The organism is Bradyrhizobium sp. 160 (genome assembly GCF_023073735.1).
Taxonomy (GTDB): Bacteria; Pseudomonadota; Alphaproteobacteria; order Rhizobiales; family Xanthobacteraceae; genus Bradyrhizobium.
The window spans coordinates 337673-359991 of sequence record NZ_JADPKD010000008.1 but is presented as its reverse complement, the minus strand read 5'-3'; the positions used below and the strand labels follow the sequence as shown (position 1 = coordinate 359991).

The following is a 22319-nucleotide window of genomic DNA, read 5'->3' as shown; positions in this document are numbered from 1 at the left end:
AGCAGGGTCCGACTTCCCATCGCCGGACCGTCCTCGATTTCACCAGCGGTAGGTCAGCTTGCCGATCGCCTTGCGTCCCTCCGCATACATGCAGCCCGACAGGCCGTAGCACGCCGCGACATAGCGCGTGTCCGCGAGGTTGGTGACGTTCAGCGACAGCCGCCAATTATCCCTGGTGTAGGCAAGCAGCGCGTCCAGCACCGTGGCTGATCCAACCTTGAACGTGTTGGCATCATCGCCCCACGTCGCGCCGACATAGCGAATGCCGCCGCCGAACTGCAAGCCCGCCAATTGCCCGGTCTGAAGCGTGTAGTCGCTCCACAGCGACGCGCGGTTGAGCGGCACCGTGACCGGCGCCTTACCGACATTGACCGGATCCTGCGTAACCATGGCATCGACATAGGCATAGGCCGCGCGCAGGTTCCAGCCGTCGGCCAGCGACATCGTACCTTCGAGCTCGATGCCGCGCGACTTCACCTGCCCGATTTGTTCGTAAAAGGTGGTTGCAGGCACGTACACAGCGACATTGTCACGCGTCAGGTCGAAGGCGGCGAACGTGAACAGCGCATTCCAGCCCAGCGGCTGGTACTTGACGCCCACCTCGTATTGCACGCCGGTCTCGGGATTGAGCATCTGTCCTGACGGACTTGTCGCGAGCTGCGGCAGAAACGACTCGGAATAGCTGAAATAAGGCGCGATGCCGTTGTCGAAATTGTACATCACGGCGGCGCGGCCGGTGAACGCCGATGCGTCCTTCGACGTCGATGTATCGGCCGGGGGCAGATTGGTATCGAGCTGCGTCGTCACGAAATCCTGGCGGCCGCCGAGCTGGAACGACAGCCGGCCGAGCTTGATTTGATCCTGCGCATAAAGGCCGAGCTGCGACTGCTTGACACCCTTGTTGTCGTACATTCCGCCGATGGCCCAGTCATAGCTGTAGACCGGATTGAAGACGTTGATCTCCGGCGCCGATGTGGTGACGGCAAACGCCGTGTCGCGGAACGTGGTGTTGCGATAGTCGATCCCGACCAGCGTGGTATGGCTGAGGATGCCGGTGGTGAACTTGCCCTGGAGCTGGTTGTCCACCGCGAAGGAATTGATGTAGGAGTTGCTGTAGCTGCCGAAACGCCCCAGCTGCCCCGCCGCCTCGTCGGTGTACCCCGTGCCGTAGAAGGTCTTTTCCTCGTTGTGCTGATAGGCGTAGCGCAGGTTCTGCCGGAACGTGATGTTGTCGGTGAAATTGTGCGACAGCTGATAGCCGGCGGTCGCAATTTCGGTGTTGAACGCATTGAAGCTCGGCACGCCCGCGAAGAACGAGACCGGGATGGTGCGGCCGTTGTTCGGCCACACCGTGCCCGAAGCCGGCAGGAACTGAAGGCCCCACCCTGCCCGATCCCTCTGATAGTTGGCGAGCAGCGTGATCGTCGTGTCCTCGTTCGGCTTGAACGTGACACCGGGCGCGATGAAGACGCGGTTGTCCTTGGTGAAGTCGACCTGGGTCTCGCCATCGCGGATGACGCCGGTCAGACGCCATAGCACGGTGCCCTCCTTGTTGGCGGCGCCGCCCATGTCAAACTGGCCCTGATAACGGTTGAAGCTGCCGCCGGAGATTGAGACTTCGCCGAACTGCTGCGCGGTCGGCAGCTTGGTCACGTAGTTGAGGATGCCGCCGGTACCGCTGCCGCCATACATCGCCGACGAAGGCCCCTTGAGAATCTCGAGGCGCTCGGCCCCGTAGGGATCGAGGCCGTTGAAGTGCACGTAGTTGCTGGATGGAATCCGCAAGCCGTCGACGTAGAGGCCTGACATGGTCGTGTCGAAGCCGCGGATCTGGAGGGCGCCGAAGCGGGTGTCAGAACCGCCATTGACGTCGCCGCTGACGCCTGCGGTGTAGCGCAATGCCTCGCCGATCGAGACGGCGCCCTGATTCCTGACCTGGTCGGTGGTGACGACGGACACCGACTGCGGGCTTTCGATCAGCGGCGTATCCGTCTTGGTGGCGGTGCCGCTCCTCGTGGCAACGAAACCGCGCACCGGGCCATTGGCGCGTTCGCCGGTGCCGCCGTTCGATGCCGATGCCGACTGGGTTGGCGCAGCCTGTTGCGCCGGACCGCGACGATTGGCACGTGCGGTGCGTGTCGCCGACGACCGCCGGGACGAGGCAACCGCGGCCGGACGGCCGCGCTGCGCCGGCGCGTCGACAGTGACAGGTGGAATCTGCGTCTGGGCTTGCACGTCAGCGAACGGGACGGAGAGAGCAAATGTGCTGACTGCACCGAAGAAAAGAAGCTGGATCTGTCGGCGACGCGTGTCATCACGCGAAGAAGGTTGGAAATCGGTCACGTCTTCGAGGCCCCACGCACTGCCGGCTTTGCCGGTACCGTTTTTTGATGCCCCGGCCTAACTCAGGCGGTTTCGGAGTGCGATAGGAACAGCGTTAGAATCTCTCCAGACGTGTGCGCAGCAAGTGCGGCGAATGCGCTCAGTCGCGATTCGGAATTTGGAATGTTTCCAGACAGACAAGAATCTGCCTGCCGGCAATATCTCGAAACGGCGTCAGCGATGCCGCAGCCGCCGGTTGACGCGGCGCGCCAGATAGTCGCCCGCGCTCTGAACGAGCTGTACCAACGCAATCAGCACGACGACGACGGCGAGCATCATCTCCGGCATGAAGCGCTGATAGCCGTAGCGAATGCCGAGATCACCTAAACCTCCGCCCCCGACGGCACCGACCATGGCGGAATAGCCGAGCAGGCCGACCACCGCGAGTGTCAGCGCCAGCAGCAAGCCGGGCAGCGCCTCGGGGATCAGCACCTTGAGCACGATCTGGATTGGCGAAGCGCCGAACGAGGACGCCGTCTCGATCAGGCCACCATCGACCTCGCGGATGGCGGCTTCGACGAGGCGTGCGATGAACGGTGTCGAGGCAATCGTCAGCGGCACGATCGCCGCGGTCGAGCCGATCGAGGTGCCGGCGACGAGGCGCGTGAACGGGATGATGGCGACGACCAGGATGATGAAGGGCGTGGAACGCGTCGCGTTGACAATGACGCCGAGCACGCCGTTGATGGCAGGCGCTGCAAACAGCTCCCCCTTCCGGCTGGTCGCGAGAAAGACGCCGAGTGGCAGCCCGAAGATGGTGCCGAGCAGCGCCGCGGTGCCGACCATGAACAGGGTTTCGCCCGTGGCCTGGATGATCAGGTTGATGAGTTCAGGCGACATGGCCGAGACGCTCCGCCGGGAATTGATATCGAGAAAGCCAGGCGAGCGTCCGCGTCACCGTGTCCTCTCCGCCAAAAATGCCAACGGGAATGCCGAGAACGAGTGAGCCGACGTGCTGACCGCTGATCTCGTCGATGCGCGCCGAGAGCAGTGCAACGTCGAGGTCGAGCTCACGGGCAAGCCGCGCCACCAGCGTATCGCCGGCGCCGGCGCCGCGCACCTGGACTCGGATCACGGCCTGCCCGCCTACGACCGGCTCCGGAACAATGCGGCTCGCCAGCGACACCGGCAGGCTGTCGCCGATCACCTCCGCAAGGAAGGACTGCGTGATCGGGTGCCTGGGATGGGTGAAGATGTCGGCGACGTGGCCGCTCTCGACCACATGGCCGGAATCGAGCACCACCACTTGCTTGGCGAGCTGACGCACCACCGACATTTCGTGCGTGATCAGCACGATCGTCACGCCTAGCTCGCGATTGATGCTCGCGAGCAGGTCGAGGATCGCGCGCGTGGTCTGCGGATCGAGCGCGGAGGTCGCCTCGTCCGACAGCAGCACACTCGGCCGCGTCGCCAGCGCCCGCGCGATGCCGACGCGCTGCTTCTGGCCGCCGGAGAGCTCCGAGGGATAGCGATCGTGCTTGTCGGCGATGCCGACCAGCGCCAGCAGCTCGGCGACACGGGCCTTGGTATCGGCCTTGCCCCAGCCGGCGATTTCGAGCGGCAGCGCGATATTATCGGCAGCGGTGCGCGACGACAGCAGGTTGAAGTGCTGGAAGATCATGCCGATCGAGCGCTGCGCCAGCCGCAGCTCGCGCCCTGCAAGCGCCGAGATGTCTCTGTTATCGACGATGACGCGGCCCGTGGTCGGCTTCTCCAGCCCATTGATCAGCCGGACCAGGCTCGATTTGCCGGCGCCGGAGCGGCCGATCACGCCGGTGATGGAGCCGCGCGGAATCGCGAAGTCGATGTCTTGCAGCGCCTTGACTCCGGGCTTGCCGCGATAGGCCGGATAGGTTTTTGAGATGCCTGCGAACCGGACCATCGCGTCCGGCTCGGTCATGGCGGGTGACATCGCTTCAGGCGTCTGGATCGGCTGTCCGATCGCAGGCGATTGGTGGGCGTTCATGGCGGCGGCCTTCATGCACAATGGTCGCTTGCCCGCAAAAGCGCGCGGGAAGCCGGGTCGCATCACGCGACGGGAGATGGAACCGCGATGAGGGCTCGGAAAGCGCGCTGCATCGCAGCACGCACCATCGCCCTTTCAGACCCTTCTTGCAATCTCAGATATTGGCGGGCAGTTGGACGAAGTTTTCCCGATCGCTCCTTGGCGAAGAAAAATCATCTGCCGGGCTGTCGGCTGATCCGAGCACGGCGGATCCGCACCTGCGGCCCTGGCATCGACCTCACTTTGCGTCCTACTGTGGCGCCAGCACGCATCCTCGACAGGCGGGGACCTTTGCGCCTATCTTTCGTCCCATGAGCCACGATCACGACCACCATCACCACGATCACGATCATTCCGAGCTATCGGAAACCGAGCTGCGGGTGCGCGCGCTCGAGACGATCCTGACCGAAAAAGGCTACGTGGAGCCGGCCGCGCTCGATGCCATCATCGAGGCCTACGAGACCAAGATCGGGCCGCATAATGGCGCGCGCGTCGTCGCCAAGGCCTGGACCGATCCGGCGTTCAAACAGGCGCTGCTGGAGGACGGCTCAAAAGCCATCGGCACGCTCGGGCATGTCAGCCGCGTCGGTGACCATCTCGTGGTGGTCGAGAACACGCCGCAGCGTCACAACATGGTCGTGTGCACGCTATGCTCCTGCTACCCCTGGGAAATGCTGGGATTGCCGCCGGTCTGGTACAAGGCCGCGCCCTACCGCTCGCGTGCGGTGAAGGACCCGCGCGGCGTGCTCGCCGATTTCGGCGTCACGTTGCCGAAGGAGATCGAAATCCGTGTCTGGGATTCCACTGCCGAGACGCGCTTCCTGGTGCTGCCAATGCGCCCCGAAGGTACGGAAGGTTGGAGCGAAGAGCAGCTCGCCGAGCTCGTCACCCGCGACTCCATGATCGGCACCGGCTTTCCCAAGACGCCGGGAGCGCCGTCGTGAACGGCGTGCACGACATGGGCGGCATGGATGGGTTCGGCAAGGTCGAGCCCGAGCCGAACGAGCCGGTGTTCCACGCAGCGTGGGAAGCACGCGTGCTGGCGATGGTGCGTGCGATGGGGGCGGCCGGCGCCTTCAACATCGACACCTCTCGCTTTTATCGCGAGACGCTGCCGCCGCACGTGTATCTCTCGAGCTCCTATTACAAGAAATGGTTCCTCGGGCTCGAGGAGATGCTGATCGAGAAGGGCTATCTCACCAGGGAGGAGGTTGCCGCCGGCCACGCGATGCAGCCCGCAAAGCCGCTCAAGCACGGCAAGTTCGATCTCGCCAATGTCGAGCGCGTGATGGTACGCGGCAAGTTCGCCCGCCCTGCTCCAGCCCCGGCCAAATTTGCGATCGGCGATCGCGTGCGCGCCAAGAACATTCATCCGGCAACGCATACACGGCTGCCGCGCTATGTGCGCGGCCATGTCGGCGTCGTCGAGCTCAACCATGGCTGTCACGTGTTTCCTGACACGGCGGCGATGGAGCGCGGCGAAAATCCGCAATGGCTTTACACGGTCGTGTTCGAGGGCCGCGATCTCTGGGGGGCGGATGGCGATCCGACCTCGAAGGTATCCATCGACGCGTTCGAGCCCTATCTGGATCCGGCGTGATGAGCCGTACGCTTGCGGCCGCCGCGACGGCGGCCATTCCGAGCATTCCCCGTGACGACGACGGCCCGGTGTTCCGCGCGCCCTGGGAGGCGCATGCGTTTGCGATGGCGCTCACCCTGCACGAACGCGGCGTGTTCACCTGGCCGGAATGGGCCGCCGCACTGGCCGACGAGATCAAGCGCGCGCAGGCGGCCGGCGATCCCGATACGGGCGAGACCTATTACCTGCACTGGCTCGCGACACTTGAGGGCTTGGTCGCAAGCAAGGGCGTGGCGTCGAAGGACACGCTGCACTGTTATCGGGATGCCTGGGACCACGCGGCGGATCGCACGCCGCACGGCAAGCCGATCGAGCTCCGGCCGGAGGATTTTAAGGGTTAGTGCTTCGTGCGTGGCGCGGGCAGTGCTTCCCAAACACAGCTGTCATCACCCGCGAAGGCGGGTGTATGACGCTTGTGGGAACGGAGAAGCCGCGGCGTACTGGACTCCCCGCCTTCGCGGGGAATGACAGTGGTGCTCGGAGCCGCTATTTGCGCCCCGCCGCAAACTCCCGCCACCCCTTCGCGCGCAAGCTGCAGGCCGGGCACTCACCGCAGCCATAGCCCCACTCATGCTGCGCGCCGCGTTCGCCGAGATAGCAGGTGTGCGACTGCTCGCGAATGAGATCGACGAGGCCGTCGCCGCCAAGATCGTGGGCCAGCTTCCACGTCGCGGCCTTGTCGATCCACATCAACGGCGTATGCAGCTCGAAGGCTCTCGCCATGCCGAGCGCGAGCGCGGCCTGCATGGCCCGGATGGTCTCGTCGCGGCAATCGGGATAGCCGGAATAATCGGTCTCGCACATGCCGCCGACGATGTGGCTGATACCGCGCCGGTAGGCCAGCGCCGCGGCGAAGGTCAAGAACACCAGATTGCGCCCGGGTACGAAGGTGTTGGGCAGCCCGTCGGCGCCCATCGCGATCGCGACGTCCCGCGTCAGCGCCGTCTCGGACACGGCCGCCAGCGTCGGGATCGACAGCGTGTGGCTGTCGCCGAGCCTTGCGGCCCAATCCGTGCGCAGGCCCTTGATACCCTCGAGCAGGCGGTCGCGACAGGCGAGCTCGATGGCATGGCGCTGGCCGTAGTCGAACCCCAGCGTCTCCACGCGGGCGAAACGGCTGAGTGCCCAGGCGAGGCAGGCGGTGGAATCCTGGCCGCCGGAAAACAGCACCAAGGCGGTCTGTGATGAAAATGCGTCACTCATGGTCCGCGCTTTAGCACTGCGCAGACCACTCGCCAATCGGTGGAAATCGGCCTGTTCCGCCGTGCTCCGCTGGGAACGGGCGCCCGCTTTTGGCATAAGGTTTGGGAGCCAGGAGACTGCCCCGCAATGACCCCTTCCCGCGACATCTCCCGCCTGATCGAGATCATGGCGGCGCTGCGCACGCCGGTGACCGGCTGCCCCTGGGATCTCGAGCAGGATTTCGCGACCATCGCGCCCTACACGATCGAGGAAGCCTATGAGGTGGTCGACGCCATCACCCGGGGCGACCTCGACGATCTGCGCGAGGAGCTCGGCGACCTCCTGTTGCAGGTCGTGTTCCACGCCCAGATGGCTGAGGAGCAGAATGCGTTCGCGTTTGGTGACGTCGTCGAAGCCATCACCCGCAAGATGATCCGCCGCCATCCTCATGTCTTCGCCGACAAGAACGGAAATCTCGCCTCCTCTCACGTCAAGGAAGTCTGGGACCGCATCAAGGCCGAGGAGAAAGCCGAGCGCGCCGCGCGCCGGCCGCCGGAGGACGGGCCGGCGCGCAAATCACTGCTGTCGGGCGTGAAGGCCGGCCAGCCCGCACTGACGCGCGCCATGGAGCTTCAGCGCAAGGCCTCCACCGTCGGCTTCGACTGGAACGATCCGCGCGCGGTCTTGCAAAAGATCCGCGAGGAAGCCGACGAGATCGAGGCCGCGCTCGACCGCAACGACAAGCAGGAATTGGCGGAGGAGACGGGCGACCTGATGTTCGCCCTCGTCAACCTCGCCCGCCATGTCGATGCCGATCCGGAAAGCGCCTTGCGGGCAACGAATGCAAAATTCGAGCGGCGCTTCGCCTATATCGAACGCGCGCTCGAGGCGCAGGGGCGCACGCTGGAGCAGGCCTCGCTCGCGGAGATGGATGCGCTATGGAACGAGGCGAAGGTCGACGAAAAGCCGGCGCCGGAGGGACGCAAAGAAGTTCGCCGTTAACCCAAATGTCGTCCTGGACAAGCGCGCCTCAAGCGCGCGCAGATCCGGGACGACAGCGTCTATGCGGAGAGATGCGGCACCGCATCGAACCTGGACACCACGATATCCCGCTTGGTCTCGTCGACCCGCACGGTCATGTCGAAGCGGCCGTCGTGCAGCTCCTTGGACAGCACCTCGGAATTGCGATGCAGCCAGGAGATGCCGGCGCCGTCGGCGGCGTCGATGGAGAGATCCAGGGTGGTGCGTTTGGCCGCGAGCCGTTCCTCGATCGCGGCGAGCAGTGCTTCCACCCCTTCGCCCGACACGGCCGAGACCAGCATCGCCGGATGGTCTTCCGGCCTGCGTGCGGCGATGTTCAAAAGCTCTTCGCGCTGTTCGGCATCGTAACGGTCGATCTTGTTCCAGACTTCGATGATGCGGCCGGAATCATCAGGGTTGATGCCGAGCTGGCGCAGCACCGCGTCGACGTCGCTCTGCTGCGCTTCGGCATCCTCATGCGAGATGTCGCGGACATGCAGGATGACGTCGGCCTCCAGCACCTCCTCCAGCGTAGCGCGGAAGGCGGCGACGAGCTGTGTCGGCAGATTGGAAATGAAGCCGACCGTGTCGGACAGCATCGCCTTGCCGCCGTGCGGCAGGTTCAGCGCCCGCAGGGTCGGATCGAGCGTCGCGAACAGCATGTCGGCGGCCTGCACGTCGGCGCGCGTCAGGCGGTTGAACAGCGTCGACTTGCCGGCATTGGTGTAGCCGACCAGCGCGACGACGCGATACGGCACGCGCTGGCGCCCGGCCCGGTGCAGGCGGCGCGTCGCCTGCACCTTCTTCAGTTCGCCCTCCAGCTTGGAGATGCGCTCCTGAATCAGGCGGCGGTCGGCTTCGATCTGCGTCTCGCCCGGACCGCCCATGAATCCGAAACCGCCGCGCTGGCGTTCGAGATGGGTCCATGAGCGCACCAGGCGCGAGCGCTGATAGTTGAGATGCGCGAGCTCGACCTGGAGCGAGCCTTCCCTGGTCTTGGCACGGCGGCCGAAGATTTCCAGAATGAGCCCGGTGCGGTCGAGCACCTTGGCGTGCAGCTCCTTCTCGAGATTGCGCTGCTGGATCGGCGCCAGCGCGCAATCCATCACCACGAGCTCGACATCGAGGCTTTTGATCAGCCCCGCGATCTCCTCGACCTTGCCCTTGCCGATATAGGTCGCCGGCCTGATCTGGCTGATCGGCGCGATAATGGCGTCGGCAATGACGAGATCGATCGCGCGCGCGAGGCCCGCGGCTTCATCGAGCCGGGCCTCGGCGTTACGCAGGACTTGATTAGACAAGCCATGGTTTTCCGATTGCACGTCGGCACTGCCCGCGCGCATACGCAAGTAGGGGCCGATGACAAGCACCCGCCCCGTCTGCTTAGCCCCTGCCGGCCGCGGACGGTCGGCATCCCCGTCGAAATTCCGGGGTTCCAATCAGATCACTCTCAAGCCGGCTGATCCTCGCCGCCTTCGAACAACTGGATCGGCGCACCCGGCATGATGGTCGATATCGCATGCTTGTAGACAAGCTGCGAGTGACCGTCGCGCCGAAGCAGCAGACAGAAATTGTCGAACCAGGTCACGATGCCCTGGAGCTTCACTCCGTTGACCAGAAAGATCGTCAGTGGCGTCTTGGTTTTGCGAACGTGATTAAGGAAGGTGTCCTGCAGGTTTTGTGCGCGGTCTGCCGCCATTGTTTTTATCTCGCTTTGAGTTTCTTTTTATTGCGCCGGTTGCGGCCCTCTTTTGAAATTCGGAGCCTCTCCCGGTTGCCGTGCCTCATGAGATCCCCCTCGGAAGGAACAGCTGTGCAATTAGAGGACAGGTGGGCCTATTAGGCAAGCCGCTTCACGCGGCAGCCCCAGCCGTATTGCCCCGAAAAACTACGGAAATCGATGATTTTCCTCGCTTATCTTGATCTCTGCCCGCCACCTGGCCGCGCTAGCCGACACCAAGCGCCTTCAGCTTCCGGTGTAGCGCTGAACGTTCCATGCCAACAAACTCGGCCGTGCGAGAAATATTTCCCGAGAAACGGCTGATCTGTGCAATCAAATAGTCGCGCTCGAATACTTCGCGCGCCTCGCGCAGCGGCAGCCCCATGATGTGCTCGCCATTGTTGCTGGTCGGCATCGCCGGGACCATGGAGCCGACGTCCTGCGGCAACATGTCGGCCGTAATGATGACCTCGGGCCCGCCCGCAGCCAGAATCATGACTCTCTCAACATTGTTGCGGAGCTGGCGCACATTGCCCGGCCAGACGTGCGATTGCAGCACCGCCATCGCATCCTGCCCGATCTGACGCTTCGGCAGGCCGCTGCCGGCCGAGATCTGCTCCATGAAGTAGTCGATCAATTCCGGAATGTCCTCGCGCCGCTCCGACAGCGCGGGCACGCGGATCGGCACCACCGAGAGCCGATGATAGAGGTCCTCGCGGAAATGACCGGCCGCGATCTCCTCTTCGAGATTGCGCGCGGTGGAGGAGATGATGCGGACGTCGACCTGCACCTTTGCGGTGCCGCCGACGCGCTGGAACGACTGCTCGACCAGCACGCGCAGAATCTTGTTCTGGGTCTCGCGCGGCATGTCCGCAATCTCGTCGATGAACAGCGTGCCGCCATGGGCTTCCTCGAGCGCACCGGCCTTGCGCGGCTGTTCGCCGTTGGGCTGCTCGACGCCGAACAGCTCATGCTCCATCCGCTCGGGCGTGATGGCGGCTGCGTTGATGACGACGAAGGGTCCGTCGGCGCGGCCCGAGGCCATGTGCAGCGTGCGCGCCGTCAGCTCCTTGCCGGCGCCGGCGGGGCCGACGATCAGGATACGGCTGTTGGCCTTGGCCGCGCGCTCGATGGTCTGGCGCAGCTGGTTCATGCTCGGCGAGCGGCCGACGAGCTGGCTGGCGCTCGGCGCGAGCTGCTTCAGCTCCTTGACCTCGCGCTTGAGGCGCGAGTTCTCCAGCGCGCGGGTCGCGACCAGGATCAGCCGGTCGGCCTTGAACGGCTTCTCGATGAAGTCATAGGCGCCGCGCTTGATCGCCGCGACCGCGGTCTCGATGTTGCCGTGGCCGGAGATCATCACGACCGGCAGGTCGGCGTTGTCCTTCTTGACCTGCTCCAGGAGCTGCAAACCGTCCAGCTTGGAGCCCTGGAGCCAGATGTCGAGGAACACCAGATGCGGTCTGCGGTTGGCGATCTCGGCCAGGGCCGTATCGCTGTCGCGCGCAGTCCTTGTGACGAACCCCTCGTCTTCGAGTATGCCGGCAACGAGATCCCGAATATCGGCCTCATCATCGACAATCAGAATTTCACTTGCCATGCGTCGCGCCTGCCTTGTCAGCTACCTGTTGAGGCTTCGATTTTCGTTGAATCATTGGTCTTTTCAGTCGGCTCTTTGGTTCCGGCGACCGGACCGTTTGTTTGCGGGTCCTTGATGGATTCCGTAACGGCGTCCTTGTTGTCCGACTTGGTTGCTTCCTTGGCCGCGGCCGCCGGCTCGGCTGTCTCGGACTTCGCAGGTTGCCCGGAGATCGCAAAGCGCAACCGCATCCAGGCGCCGCGCTGGCCTTCGCGGAAGTCGGAAGCGTCCTTCAGCTCGATTCGTCCGCCGTGGTCTTCCAGCACGCGGCCGACGATCGCCAGCCCCAGGCCGGTGCCCTTGGCGCGCGTCGTGACGTAGGGCTCGAGCAACCGCGAGCGCGCGACCTTGGGCAGGCCGATGCCGTTGTCGATGACGTCGATCAGCACGTCCTCGCCCTCGCGCGACACCACGACGTCGATGCGGCCCTTTCCGTTTTCCTTGCCGAGCTCCTCCGGCGGGACCTGCTCGATCGCCTCGGTTGCGTTCTTGACGATGTTGGTGACCGCCTGGGAGATCAGCCGCCGGTCGAACTGGGCGCGCAGCGGATCCTCTTTGAACTCGGCCTCGATGTCGATCTCGGGATGGGCGACCTTCATCAGGAATACCGCCTGCCGCACTGTGTCGGCGACGTCCTCGCCTTCCATCACCGGCTTCGGCATCCGCGCGAAGCGGGAGAACTCGTCGACCATGCGCCTGATATCGTCGACCTGGCGCACGATGGTGTCGGTGCACTGGTCGAAGACCTGCTTGTCCTTGTCCTCGGTGATGGTCTTGCCGAACTTGCGGCGGATGCGCTCGGCCGAGAGCTGGATCGGCGTCAGCGGGTTCTTGATCTCGTGGGCAATGCGGCGCGCCACGTCGCCCCAGGCCGAGGTGCGCTGCGCCGACACGAGCTCGGTGATATCGTCGAGCGTGATGATGTAGCTGTCGCGCGGCTGGCTGGTCTTCTCGGCGCTGACGCGGACCGAGAGATTGCGCTCGGTGCCGTCGCGGGTGATCGTGATCTGGCCCTGCACCAGGCGCTGGGTCCCTTCCCGTGCCGCCTTCATCATTTCGTCAAGCTCGGGCAGCACGTCGGAGAGCGGGTGGCCGAGCGTCTCCGCTTCGGAGTGCCCGATCAGCTTCTCGGCGGAACGGTTGAGGATGCCGACGCTGCCGGAGGTGTCGACGCCGATGATGCCGGCGCTTGCCGATGACAGCACGGCCTCGATGAAGCGGCGGCGGCTGTCGATGAGGTCGCTGGCGTTGACGAGCTCATCGCGCTGGCTGCGCAATTCCTGCGTCATCTTGTTGAAGGTCTCACCGAGCTGGGCAAGGTCGCCTTCCGACTGGTGCACGGGCACCTGGACATGCAGATCGCCGGTCGAGACCGTGTGGGCTGCATTCATCAGCCGCCGGATTGGCGAGACCAGCGAGTTGGCGAAGTTGAGGCCGATCAGCACCGAGGCCATCAGGATGGTCAGCGCGATCACCGCAAACATCAGCGCAAACGCGACCTGGATACCGAGCCGTCGCGACTCGATCTGAGCGTATTCGGCGACGCTGACCTCGGTCTGCTTGAGCTGGTTGACGACGTTCGGATCGAGTGGCCGGGCGACGTAGAGGAACGTGTCGCTGAAGGCGCGCAGGCGGATCACCGCAGCGACGAAGCTCGCGTCCGGCAGCACCGCGATCTCGGGCTCGGACTCGTTGACGTTGCTGAGAAAGTCGGGCGCCGGCGGCGAATAGGCGAGCCGCATGCCGGTGTCGGCGGATTCCAGAATGTTGGTGTTCTTGTCGATGATCATCGCGCCCGGCAAATTGCGGGAGCCGGCGCTGGCGGTCAGCATCTCGCGGAACGAGCGGCGGTCCTGGTCGTAGAGCGGCCGGGCGTGCGCGATGTCGTTGGCCATGCCGAGAATGTCGCCCCGAATCAGCTGCGCATGGTCCTGCATGTAGGCCCGCGCGATCGTCAGCGAATTCTGGATCACCTCCTTGGTCGGCCCCGAGAACAACCGGTCGAGGCCGCGCTCGATGGTGACGTTGGCGACCACGGCGACCAGCACCGCTGGCAGCACCGCCACGATCGAGAACAGGCTGACGATCTGGACATGGAGGCGCGCTGCCGCCCTGCCCCGCCGTCGCGCCAGGATCAGTTGCCAGAGTTCCCGGACGATGATCCCGACCAGGAGCAGGATCGTGGCCGCATTGATCAGATAAAACGAGCGGACCACCTCCGGCGTCGGCTCGATCTTGGTGAGGCCGGTCAGAACCAGGAAGGTCAGGAGGGCCGACAGCAGCGCCAGGGCCACGGCGAAGGGTGCCAGCCAGCGCCGCAGCGACCAGCGCTTGGGCTCTTCGGCTGGGGCCGTGTCAAAGGATGCGGCCGAGGTATCTGCGCTGGTCATTCCGGCAATGGGTTGCTGAAAACGGGTCCGCGGGCGGGCGGATACTGATGTATTCGTACCACATTGTTGCCGAATTGCGACAATTCCGCGGCGTCTCCGCCGCGACGGACGGCACATCCACAAGGAGATTCCGGTTGGACGGGAACGGATTCCCGCCGTCCCGGCTTGACGGGAATGGATAGATTTTTTCTCGCGACGATGGTCTCGGCCGTGCTTCTGCTGATCGTTGCCGCCGACCTCCTGGTTAACGGGCTCGGCCTTCAGCAGCCGCTGGTGAATGTCGCCAGCGTGATGCCGGCATCCAGCCGACTTGTCAGGTAGATGATGCAGCGCCTTGCGGCCGAATGACCAATTTGTGGGTGCGAGCGGAACATTTCAGTCCGATACGGACTTCTGCCCACCGCGTCAGCCACAACGGCCAGCGCGATCCGGACAGGCTCAGCTCTGCCTTGGTAGGGGGAGCTGAGCCACCGTCCGTCCAGAACGACTATGCCCCGCTGCGGTAGACCTGGATGTCCAGATCCCGGATCTTCTTGCGTAGCGTGTTGCGGTTGAGGCCGAGCAGGTCTGCGGCGCGGATCTGATTGCCGCGGGTGGCCGCGAGCGCGGCCGTGAGCAGCGGCACCTCGATCTCCTTCAGGATGCGGTGATAGAGACCCGGCGGCGGCACGCCGTTCGGGAAGCCCTGGAAGTGCGAGGATAGATAGGCCTCCACCGCGCCGCCCAGATTGTCGACGCCCTGCTGGACCGCCGCACCCGGGCTGACCGAAGGCGGCGCGAGCTCGCCGTCGATGACGGAGGCCGTGATCACGTCCTGCGGATAGAGCGCGGCCAGGCGCCGGGCGAGGTTTTCGAGCTCGCGCACATTGCCCGGCCAGCGGTGCTGCTTCATCCGCTCCAGCGCCAGCGCGTCGAGCTTCTTCGGCGGCAATCCGTCCTTCTCGGCCAGCGTGAAGAAGTGCCGCACCAGATCCGGCAGGTCCTCGATACGCTCGCGAAGCGGCGGCAGCCGCAGCGGCACGACGTTGAGGCGGAAGAACAGGTCTTCGCGGAACAGGCCCTGCTGGATCAGGACGCGCAGATCCTTGTTGGAGGCCGCGACGATCCGCACGTCGGTCTTGATCGGGGTGCGGCCGCCGACGGTGGTGTATTCGCCTTGCTGGAGCACGCGCAACAGGCGGGTCTGCGCCTCCATCGGCATGTCGCCGATTTCGTCGAGGAACAGCGTGCCGCCCTCGGCCTGCTCGAACCGGCCCGAGGCGCGGGTGTTGGCGCCGGTGAAGGCGCCGCGCTCATGGCCGAACAGCTCGGATTCGATGAGGTCGCGCGGGATCGCCGCCATGTTGACGGCGACGAAGGGGCCGTTGCGCCGCTTGCCGTAATCGTGCAGCGCGCGTGCCACCAATTCCTTGCCGGTGCCGGACTCGCCCGTGATCATCACGGTGAGGTCGGTCTGCATCAGACGCGCCAACACGCGATAGATCTCCTGCATCGCCGGCGAGCGGCCGACCAGCGGGATCGCTTCCATCTCGGCGTCGTCGTCCGGCGTCGAGACTCGCTCCTTCGGCTCGGCGAGCGCGCGGCCGACGATGGCGATCAGCTCCTTCAAATCGAAGGGCTTTGGCAGATATTCATAGGCGCCGCGCTCGGAGGCGCGGATCGCCGTCATGAACGTGTTCTGTGCGCTCATGACGATGACGGGCAGATTCGGCCGCATCTTCTTGATCCGCGGCAAGAGGTCGAAAGCGTTCTCGTCAGGCATCACCACGTCGGTGATGACGAGATCGCCCTCTCCCTGGCTGACCCAACGCCATAAGGTTGCGGCATTGCCGGTGAGCCGCACTTCGTAGCCGGCGCGGGACAGTGCCTGATTGAGAACGGTGCGGATGGCGGTATCGTCATCAGCTACGAGAATGCTACCTGCGGGCATCGTTAATCCTCATGTTGCCCCCTGTGATGCAGGCGACGGCTTCCCGGCAGAGTCGGCGCGACTGCTTTGATCGGCATGTTTCGCCGATGTGGAATACATCGGCATCAGCACGCGGAAGGTGGTCTTGCGCGGCTGAGATTCGCATTCGATGATGCCCCCGTGATCGCCGACGATCTTTGCGACCAGCGCGAGGCCCAGCCCCGAGCCGGTCTGCTTGGTGGTCACGAAGGGATCGAACAGGTTGGGCAGAAGGTCGTCTGGCACGCCTGGTCCGTTGTCTCTCACGCAGAATTCCAGCGGCAGGGATACCCGGGATTTTTGACCGGGGACTGACAGGCGCACGCCGGGGCGGAACGCGGTGGTGAGCTGGATCTCGGCGTCGGGCGCGTCGATCAGGGCTTCGGCGGCGTTCTTGACGAGATTGAGGAACACCTGGACCAGCTGGTCCTGGTTCGCCAGCACCGGCGGCAGCGAGGGATCGTAATCCTCGATGAAGCGGATGTTGCGGGCAAAGCCGGACTGCGCCAGTCGCTTCACGTGATCGAGCACAGAGTGAATGTTGACGGGACCGCGCACCACGGGGCGCTCGTCGCCGAACACCTCCATGCGGTCGACCAGCGTCACAATGCGGTCGGCCTCGTCGCAGATCAGGCGCGTCAGCATGCGGTCCTCGGACGAGGCCTGCTGCTCCAGCAATTGCGCCGCGCCGCGGATTCCCGAGAGCGGATTCTTGATCTCGTGCGCCAGCATCGCGGCGAGCGCGATCACCGAGCGCGCGGCGCTGCGATGGGTGAGCTGGCGGTCCATCTTGTCGGCGATGCTGCGCTCCTGGAGCATCACCACGATGTGGCCGGGCCGCTCGGTGAGCGGAGCCACATGCAGGTCGACCTGGCGGTCGCCGCCCATGCGCGGTGTGCCCAGATCAACCTTGTATTCGTTGACCGGCGAGTTCGACGAGCGCACCTGGTCGATCAGTGCCAGCAGCGGGCTACCGAACGGCACCAGCTCCTTGAGCGATTGCCGCTTCAGGAACTGCGTCGAGATTTCGAAGAAGGCTTCGGTCGCGATGTTGGCGGCGACGATCTTGCCGTCCGGCCCGATCATCAGCACGGGATTGGGCAGCGCATCCAGGATCGCATCGCTGTCGGACGCCCGGCGATGTTCGGCGGCTGAGCTCATGCAGCGGCCCTCCATGCGAAGTCGTCGAAGGCGTCTTGCAGCGATTGGTGAACGCGGCCCGGATCCTCCGAGGTGAGTATCTTCTGGCGCCACGATTTCAGCGTCTCGGCCGGCGCGCCGCTGACCTGCGCCGCGACGTCGAGCGCCCAGCCCAGATGCTTGCGCGCATGCCTGAGGCCAATGCGCAAGCCGTATAGTGCGCAAACTCCTTCATAGAGCGTGCGGACATAATGCAGCTGCGTCTCGAGCGCCGGCGTTGCTTCCTCTGCCCCGCCCTTCAGGCGGCGGCCGATCTGGCCAGGCAGCCAGGGCTGGCCCTGCGCGCCGCGGCCGATCATCACGGCATCGGCGCCGGAGGCCTCTAACGCCGCGAGCGCCTTCTCGTAGGACGTAATGTCGCCATTGACGACGAGCGGAATGGAGATAGCCTCGCGCACGGCGCGGATCGCATCCCAATCGGCCTCGCCCTTGTAGAACTGGCAGCGGGTGCGGCCATGCACGGTGACGAGCTTGATGCCTGATGCTTCCGCGCGCCGCGCCAGTTCCGGCGCGTTGCGGCTGCGGTCGTCCCAGCCGAGCCGCATCTTCAGTGTCACCGGCACCTTGACCGCGGCGATCGTCGCCTCGATCAAGCTCACGGCATGGTCGAGGTCTCGCATCAGGGCCGAGCCGGACTGGCCGCCGGTGATGTGGCGGGCCGGACAGCCCATGTTGATATCGATGATGTCGGCGCCTTCGGCCTCAGCGATCCGGGCGCCTTCGGCCATCCAATGCGCCTCGCAGCCGGCGAGCTGGACCACATGCGGACCGATTCCCGTAGCTTCGCAACGCAACCGGGACATCCAGTGACCGTTGGCGAGCTCATCACTGGCTGTCATTTCCGACACGACGAGACCCGCCCCAAGCTCCGCAGCCAGCCGCCGAACGGGCGAGTCAGTCACCCCCGACATCGGCGCCAGGAAGACCGGGGTGGCGACATCAATATCGCCTATTTTCAACGGCTTAGAGCCAGGTATTGCCGAGCCGGTCACATGGGTCTCATTGACTGGACAGGGCCTCATCGCGCCTGCCATGATCTATCTTGCGCACAATTCTTGTGCAGTCAAGCGTCATGCCTACAGTTTAGACAGTTCTGCAAATCTTTCAAGTGCAGTGCAGCAAGATGCTGTTGCCCACAAAGCGCGGAAACCCCTTTTTTTGCGGGCCTGCCGTGCTAGAGGCATGCCATCAAATCATCCCACTCCCCGACTCGTGATCATCAGCTGAGTATTTGAGTCCTATGGCGAAATCACAACGCACCGCGGCCGTCCTCGTCGCAGCCGGACGCGGCTTGCGCGCCGGCGCCGGCGGGCCGAAGCAGTATCGCGAGATCGGCGGTGTGCCCGTGATCCATCGCGCCATGGAAGCCTTCAGCCGCCACCCCGAGGTGTTTGCGGTGCAGCCGGTGGTGAATCCCGACGACACCGCCATGTTCACGGCAGCGGTCGCAGGTCTCAAGCACGAGCCGCCGGCCAACGGCGGCGCCACCCGCCAGGCTTCGGTGCTCGCCGGCCTCGAAGCGCTCTCACGCCACAAGCCCGATATCGTCTTGATCCATGACGCCGCCCGCCCCTTCGTCTCGGAAGGCGTGATCTCCCGTGCGATCGAGGCGGCGAGCCGCACCGGCGCAGCGATCCCCGCCATTGCCGTCACCGACACGATCAAGCTCACCGGCGAGAACGGCCATGTCGAGGGCACGCCGGACCGCGCGCGGCTGCGAATCGCGCAGACGCCGCAATCCTTTCTTTTCGACGTCATCCTCGAGGCGCATCGTCGCGCGGCAAAGCAAGGACGCTCGGATTTCACCGACGATGCCGCCATTGCCGAATGGGCAGGATTGACGGTTGCAACCTTTGAAGGCGATGTTGCCAATATGAAGCTCACCACTCCCGAGGATTTCGTGCGCGAGGAAGCACGCCTGGCCGCCCAGCTCGGCGATATCAGGACCGGCACGGGCTATGACGTGCACGCCTTCGGCGACGGCGACCACGTCATGATCTGCGGCGTGCGCGTCCCTCACACCAAGGGGTTTCTGGCCCATTCCGACGGCGATGTCGGCCTGCATGCGCTGGTCGACGCCATTCTCGGTGCGCTCGCCGACGGTGACATCGGCTCGCACTTCCCGCCGAGCGACGCGAAGTGGAAGGGTGCTTCCTCCGACCAGTTCCTGAAATATGCCATCGAGCGCGTCGCGGTACGTGGCGGCCGCGTCGCCAATCTCGAGGTGACGCTGATCTGCGAACGGCCGAAGATCGGTCCCTTGCGCGACATCATGCGCGCGCGCATCGCCGAGATCTCCGGCGTCGAGATCTCCCGCGTCGCGGTGAAGGCGACGACCAGCGAGCGGCTCGGCTTCACCGGCCGCGAGGAAGGCATCGCGGCCACCGCGAGCGCCACCATCCGCCTGCCCTGGAGCCTGTAGGACCATGGGCGGCAGCGACGCACGCGCCCTCTCCCGCTCGCTGCTCGATTTGTGCCGGATGCGCAAGCTGACGATCGCGACGGCCGAGTCCTGCACCGGCGGCCTCGTCGCCGGCGCGCTGACCGACATCCCCGGCTCCTCCGACGTGATCGACCGCGGCTTCGTCACCTATTCCAACGACGCCAAGCGCGCGATGCTCGGGGTCGAGGCGAGCACGCTCGCCAATTTCGGCGCGGTCAGCAGGGAGACCGCAACCGCCATGGCGATCGGCGCCCTGGAGCGCGCCGATGTCGATCTCGCGGTCGCCATCACCGGAATTGCCGGCCCCGGCGGCGCCACGCCCGGCAAGCCGGTCGGCCTTGTGCACTTCGCGGCGGCGGCGCGCGACGGCCGCATCATCCATCGCGAGCACCGCTTCGGCGCGATCGGCCGCAGCGCCGTGCGCGCGCGCTCCGTGGTCGAGGCGCTGCGCATGCTGATGGACCTCGCCCGCGGCCCGCAAGTCCAGGTCAAGCCGCGCCCCGCAGCCGCAAGCCGTCTGCGTCCCCGCGTCACCCGCTCGCCACGCCGACACGCGGTGAAGCGCAGGCCGCCGCGCTCGCCGCGGGGCTGAGGCGCTCTCAGGCCGCCGACAGCAGCGCACTCGCACGATCGAGCACGCGCTGCCTAACCGCATCGGCATCTGATGGATTGACCTTCGCGCTCACCGTCAATTCCACGACGGGTGCTGCGGGATCGGCAGCGATCACCTTTGACACATTGACCGAGGGCGCGGTGCTGTCGTCGATGCGGGGATCATCACGCAGCTCCTTCAGGATCTGGTCGGCCAACGCATTGGCCGCGCCTGCCCTGACCGGAAACGCCACCTTGACTTCCCCCGTACCTGGATAGGCGCTGTGGTTGATGATGGCCGCGCCCCACACCTGCCCGTTCGGCAACAGGATCTGCGTGTTGTCGAGCGCGACCAGCTCTGTCATGAACAGCGACAACGACTTCACCTTCCCTGCCTTGCCGGCGACCTCGACGTCGTCGCCGATGTGAAAGGGACGAAACAGCAGCAGCATCACGCCGGCGGCGAGGTTGGAGAGCGTGCCTTGAAGCGCAAGGCCGATGGCGAGTGAAGTCGCGCCCAGCACGGCAACGAGGCTCGCGGTCTGGATGCCAAAGAGCTGCAGCACGGCGATGCCGATCACCGCGAGCACGGCATAGCGGGCCACACTGGCGACAAACAAGGTCACCAGCGGATCGACGCGGTGCGTGACACTCAAGACGCGCGTGACGAAACGCTGCATTGCGCCGGACAGATACCAGCCGATCGCGAACAGCAGGATCGCGTAAATCGCGTTCAAGCCATACAGGACGAGCGATGCTTTCAATGTATCGAAATTGATGGTCATGGCAGCTCCAACCCGGTCGAATCCGTTGAGAACTCGCGGCGGCGCGAAATGATCCCGGCGGATGTCGATGGGAACGCCAACCCGGTCGCCCGGATTGCGCTGCTCTCCATCTGGGCTACAACCCTTTGTGTTGCCAGACGGCAAAACACGCAACCGCGGGGTCAATCCGCACGCAACAAAATATTCGCCTTTACAGAAATTCTGTTTAAGCGCATTTTTCGGCCACCTCATCCCAGTCAGAGGGGCGTATCGCGATCGTCACGAAACGCGGGATGGGCCGTGGTGGGCGCTGGCAGCACCGGCGCGAAGGGCATCGCAGGGCGGGCAACCGTGAGCGATCGCCGCGCGCAAACGACCGATGCTATCAGCGTACGGCAAAACCGTGTCGTCCTGACGCCCGGGGCCTGTGCGTCAAGTCCTGCGGTGATGCGTTTCGTCCAACCGGGCGCGCGCATCAGCGATCCGCAAGGCGACGGGGGCAATAGTGCATCGCTCCCCGGGGAGAACTCGGCATAAGCCGTCAAACCACTGCGCAGGGAAGGCCGGTTGTTTGGCTTCACCTGTATGCCGCTGTGCAGCTCTTCGTAGCGCAACTTCCGCACAGTGGACCGCGGGTGCCCAGCCGGCATCCGGTCTTCCCTGCGCCCTCTGACTTCAAGAGGGTGTCGCGACGAAGCAAAGCTCGGGCGAGAGAAAGCCGCGAGGACGCGCAGGTGTGTCTGCGATTGAGATGCCAATTGGAAAAGCTGCCTGGATGCTCATGCTCAGTCATTTCCCAGCGGCTTGTCCGCCGAAGCTCGGAGAGCGAAGGCGGAAGCGAAGCAATCCAGAATCTTTCCTCAGAGGGATTCTGGATTGCTTCGTCGCAACAGCTCCTCGCAATGCCGGTGGAAAGAGTGCGCCTACGTCGATGCCAATTTCGGCCGGCCGTAGATCGCATCCGCGCGTTTTTCGAACGCAGTGGAGAAGCGCGCGAAGGCGGCATCGAACATCGAGCCCATCAGCATTGCGAGCATGCGGCTCTTGAATTCATAGGCGAGGAAGAAACCGACGTCGCAGACGCCCTCACCCTTGGGCTCGAACGTCCAGCGGTTTTCAAGATTTCTGAAAGGACCTTGCAGATATTCGACCAGGATTTTCAGATTGGCGCGGTCGAGTGTCACCCGGCTGGTGAAGGATTCCTTGACCAGTTTGAACGACACCGTCATGTCGGCGACCAGCACCTCGGTGCCATCAGGTTTCGCCATGCGCTGACGCACTCTCAGCGCGCTGCACAAGGGCACGAATTCCGGGTAGCGCTCGACGTCGGCGACCAGATCAAACATCTCGGATGCGCTGTGATTGACACGGCGCTTGCTCGAAAATTGGGGCATAGCGG

At 64.7% G+C, this 22319-nt stretch carries 20 protein-coding genes; 7 read left to right on the top strand and 13 right to left on the bottom strand.

Annotated elements, in window-relative coordinates:
• Window positions 1-39: 39 nt before the first annotated feature.
• From IVA98_RS04480 to IVA98_RS04470, 3 genes are all read right to left on the bottom strand, one after another.
• Complete coding sequence (locus IVA98_RS04480; protein WP_247332603.1) at window positions 40-2034, bottom strand: TonB-dependent siderophore receptor; 1995 nt, start codon at window positions 2032-2034, stop codon at window positions 40-42.
• Window positions 2035-2556: 522 nt separating this feature from the next.
• Window positions 2557-3222 carry a methionine ABC transporter permease gene (locus IVA98_RS04475; protein WP_247332471.1) on the bottom strand — a complete coding sequence of 222 codons (666 nt, stop codon included), beginning with the start codon at window positions 3220-3222 and terminating at the stop codon, window positions 2557-2559.
• The gene (locus tag IVA98_RS04470) at window positions 3212-4363 is read right to left on the bottom strand and encodes a methionine ABC transporter ATP-binding protein (protein WP_247332473.1); all 1152 of its coding nucleotides are present in this window, start codon (window positions 4361-4363) and stop codon (window positions 3212-3214) included. Before IVA98_RS04470 ends, IVA98_RS04475 begins: the two co-directional genes overlap by 11 nt.
• A gap of 335 nt (window positions 4364-4698) precedes the next feature.
• Between IVA98_RS04470 and nthA the strand changes: the two genes are divergently transcribed.
• Genes nthA through IVA98_RS04455 form a run of 3 tightly spaced genes read left to right on the top strand, consistent with a single transcriptional unit; the run spans window position 4699 to window position 6367 of the window.
• Window positions 4699-5331 (top strand): nitrile hydratase subunit alpha, encoded by a 633-nt coding sequence (gene nthA, locus IVA98_RS04465; RefSeq protein WP_247332475.1) that lies wholly within the window; start codon window positions 4699-4701, stop codon window positions 5329-5331.
• The gene (gene nthB, locus IVA98_RS04460) at window positions 5328-5987 is read left to right on the top strand and encodes a nitrile hydratase subunit beta (protein ID WP_247332477.1); all 660 of its coding nucleotides are present in this window, start codon (window positions 5328-5330) and stop codon (window positions 5985-5987) included. The genes nthA and nthB overlap by 4 nt, the downstream gene beginning before the upstream one ends.
• Complete coding sequence (locus IVA98_RS04455) at window positions 5987-6367, top strand: nitrile hydratase accessory protein (protein ID WP_247332479.1); 381 nt, start codon at window positions 5987-5989, stop codon at window positions 6365-6367. The genes nthB and IVA98_RS04455 overlap by 1 nt, the downstream gene beginning before the upstream one ends.
• Window positions 6368-6512: 145 nt before the next feature.
• On the opposite strand, the gene queC is transcribed toward IVA98_RS04455, so the two are convergent.
• Window positions 6513-7229: a 7-cyano-7-deazaguanine synthase QueC gene (gene queC, locus IVA98_RS04450; RefSeq protein WP_247332481.1), complete on the bottom strand. Its 717-nt coding sequence runs from the start codon at window positions 7227-7229 to the stop codon at window positions 6513-6515.
• A 126-nt stretch (window positions 7230-7355) separates the two neighbouring features.
• Between queC and mazG the strand changes: the two genes are divergently transcribed.
• Window positions 7356-8210 carry a nucleoside triphosphate pyrophosphohydrolase gene (mazG, locus tag IVA98_RS04445; RefSeq protein ID WP_247297670.1) on the top strand — a complete coding sequence of 285 codons (855 nt, stop codon included), beginning with the start codon at window positions 7356-7358 and terminating at the stop codon, window positions 8208-8210.
• Between the two features lie 59 nt (window positions 8211-8269).
• Here the strand turns inward: mazG and hflX are convergent, their stop codons facing one another.
• The 4 genes from hflX to IVA98_RS04425 all read right to left on the bottom strand — a co-directional run bounded on the left by hflX (window position 8270) and on the right by IVA98_RS04425 (window position 13974).
• Entirely contained in the window at window positions 8270-9667 is a 1398-nt protein-coding gene (hflX, locus tag IVA98_RS04440; RefSeq protein WP_247297671.1) for a GTPase HflX, read from the bottom strand.
• An 11-nt stretch (window positions 9668-9678) separates the two neighbouring features.
• Window positions 9679-9927 carry an RNA chaperone Hfq gene (hfq, locus tag IVA98_RS04435; RefSeq protein ID WP_007591126.1) on the bottom strand — a complete coding sequence of 83 codons (249 nt, stop codon included), beginning with the start codon at window positions 9925-9927 and terminating at the stop codon, window positions 9679-9681.
• 247 nt (window positions 9928-10174) lie between these two features.
• Window positions 10175-11545, bottom strand: coding sequence for a nitrogen assimilation response regulator NtrX (gene ntrX, locus IVA98_RS04430; protein WP_247297674.1), 1371 nt, complete (start codon window positions 11543-11545; stop codon window positions 10175-10177).
• Between the two features lie 17 nt (window positions 11546-11562).
• Window positions 11563-13974, bottom strand: coding sequence for a sensor histidine kinase (locus IVA98_RS04425; RefSeq protein WP_247332483.1), 2412 nt, complete (start codon window positions 13972-13974; stop codon window positions 11563-11565).
• Window positions 13975-14148: 174 nt separating this feature from the next.
• On the opposite strand from IVA98_RS04425, the gene IVA98_RS04420 reads away from it, so the two are divergent.
• On the top strand, window positions 14149-14295 hold the full coding sequence (locus IVA98_RS04420; protein WP_247281085.1) for a hypothetical protein: 147 nt from the start codon (window positions 14149-14151) through the stop codon (window positions 14293-14295).
• Window positions 14296-14461: 166 nt separating this feature from the next.
• Here the strand turns inward: IVA98_RS04420 and ntrC are convergent, their stop codons facing one another.
• Genes ntrC through dusB form a run of 3 tightly spaced genes read right to left on the bottom strand, consistent with a single transcriptional unit; the run spans window position 14462 to window position 18081 of the window.
• The gene (gene ntrC / locus IVA98_RS04415) at window positions 14462-15904 is read right to left on the bottom strand and encodes a nitrogen regulation protein NR(I) (protein WP_247281084.1); all 1443 of its coding nucleotides are present in this window, start codon (window positions 15902-15904) and stop codon (window positions 14462-14464) included.
• Window positions 15905-15913: 9 nt separating this feature from the next.
• Entirely contained in the window at window positions 15914-17083 is a 1170-nt protein-coding gene (locus IVA98_RS04410; RefSeq protein WP_247332485.1) for a two-component system sensor histidine kinase NtrB, read from the bottom strand.
• Window positions 17080-18081, bottom strand: a complete 1002-nt coding sequence (gene dusB / locus IVA98_RS04405) for a tRNA dihydrouridine synthase DusB (RefSeq protein WP_247332487.1) — start codon at window positions 18079-18081, stop codon at window positions 17080-17082. The genes IVA98_RS04410 and dusB overlap by 4 nt, the downstream gene beginning before the upstream one ends.
• A 281-nt stretch (window positions 18082-18362) precedes the next feature.
• Between dusB and IVA98_RS04400 the strand changes: the two genes are divergently transcribed.
• Both IVA98_RS04400 and IVA98_RS04395 read left to right on the top strand, forming a co-directional pair.
• On the top strand, window positions 18363-19544 hold the full coding sequence (locus IVA98_RS04400) for a bifunctional 2-C-methyl-D-erythritol 4-phosphate cytidylyltransferase/2-C-methyl-D-erythritol 2,4-cyclodiphosphate synthase (RefSeq protein WP_247354337.1): 1182 nt from the start codon (window positions 18363-18365) through the stop codon (window positions 19542-19544).
• Between the two features lie 4 nt (window positions 19545-19548).
• Window positions 19549-20157: a CinA family protein gene (locus IVA98_RS04395; RefSeq protein ID WP_247332492.1), complete on the top strand. Its 609-nt coding sequence runs from the start codon at window positions 19549-19551 to the stop codon at window positions 20155-20157.
• A gap of 7 nt (window positions 20158-20164) precedes the next feature.
• On the opposite strand, the gene IVA98_RS04390 is transcribed toward IVA98_RS04395, so the two are convergent.
• Window positions 20165-20941 carry a mechanosensitive ion channel family protein gene (locus IVA98_RS04390; protein WP_247354336.1) on the bottom strand — a complete coding sequence of 259 codons (777 nt, stop codon included), beginning with the start codon at window positions 20939-20941 and terminating at the stop codon, window positions 20165-20167.
• Between the two features lie 902 nt (window positions 20942-21843).
• Window positions 21844-22314 carry a type II toxin-antitoxin system RatA family toxin gene (locus IVA98_RS04385; RefSeq protein ID WP_247332496.1) on the bottom strand — a complete coding sequence of 157 codons (471 nt, stop codon included), beginning with the start codon at window positions 22312-22314 and terminating at the stop codon, window positions 21844-21846.
• Window positions 22315-22319 lie beyond the last annotated feature (5 nt).

What these genes read in the sequence shown, in the direction of transcription:
- queC (WP_247332481.1), bottom strand. Translation starts at nt 7,229, where the DNA reads ATGAGTGACGCATTTTCATCACAGACCGCCTTGGTGCTGTTTTCCGGC.
- nthA (WP_247332475.1), top strand. Translation starts at nt 4,699, where the DNA reads ATGAGCCACGATCACGACCACCATCACCACGATCACGATCATTCCGAG.
- IVA98_RS04385 (WP_247332496.1), bottom strand. Translation starts at nt 22,314, where the DNA reads ATGCCCCAATTTTCGAGCAAGCGCCGTGTCAATCACAGCGCATCCGAG.
- IVA98_RS04455 (WP_247332479.1), top strand. Translation starts at nt 5,987, where the DNA reads ATGAGCCGTACGCTTGCGGCCGCCGCGACGGCGGCCATTCCGAGCATT.
- hfq (WP_007591126.1), bottom strand. Translation starts at nt 9,927, where the DNA reads ATGGCGGCAGACCGCGCACAAAACCTGCAGGACACCTTCCTTAATCAC.
- IVA98_RS04420 (WP_247281085.1), top strand. Translation starts at nt 14,149, where the DNA reads ATGGATAGATTTTTTCTCGCGACGATGGTCTCGGCCGTGCTTCTGCTG.
- IVA98_RS04425 (WP_247332483.1), bottom strand. Translation starts at nt 13,974, where the DNA reads ATGACCAGCGCAGATACCTCGGCCGCATCCTTTGACACGGCCCCAGCC.
- IVA98_RS04475 (WP_247332471.1), bottom strand. Translation starts at nt 3,222, where the DNA reads ATGTCGCCTGAACTCATCAACCTGATCATCCAGGCCACGGGCGAAACC.
- IVA98_RS04470 (WP_247332473.1), bottom strand. Translation starts at nt 4,363, where the DNA reads ATGAAGGCCGCCGCCATGAACGCCCACCAATCGCCTGCGATCGGACAG.
- IVA98_RS04400 (WP_247354337.1), top strand. Translation starts at nt 18,363, where the DNA reads ATGGCGAAATCACAACGCACCGCGGCCGTCCTCGTCGCAGCCGGACGC.
- ntrC (WP_247281084.1), bottom strand. Translation starts at nt 15,904, where the DNA reads ATGCCCGCAGGTAGCATTCTCGTAGCTGATGACGATACCGCCATCCGC.
- IVA98_RS04395 (WP_247332492.1), top strand. Translation starts at nt 19,549, where the DNA reads ATGGGCGGCAGCGACGCACGCGCCCTCTCCCGCTCGCTGCTCGATTTG.
- ntrX (WP_247297674.1), bottom strand. Translation starts at nt 11,545, where the DNA reads ATGGCAAGTGAAATTCTGATTGTCGATGATGAGGCCGATATTCGGGAT.
- IVA98_RS04410 (WP_247332485.1), bottom strand. Translation starts at nt 17,083, where the DNA reads ATGAGCTCAGCCGCCGAACATCGCCGGGCGTCCGACAGCGATGCGATC.
- mazG (WP_247297670.1), top strand. Translation starts at nt 7,356, where the DNA reads ATGACCCCTTCCCGCGACATCTCCCGCCTGATCGAGATCATGGCGGCG.
- IVA98_RS04390 (WP_247354336.1), bottom strand. Translation starts at nt 20,941, where the DNA reads ATGACCATCAATTTCGATACATTGAAAGCATCGCTCGTCCTGTATGGC.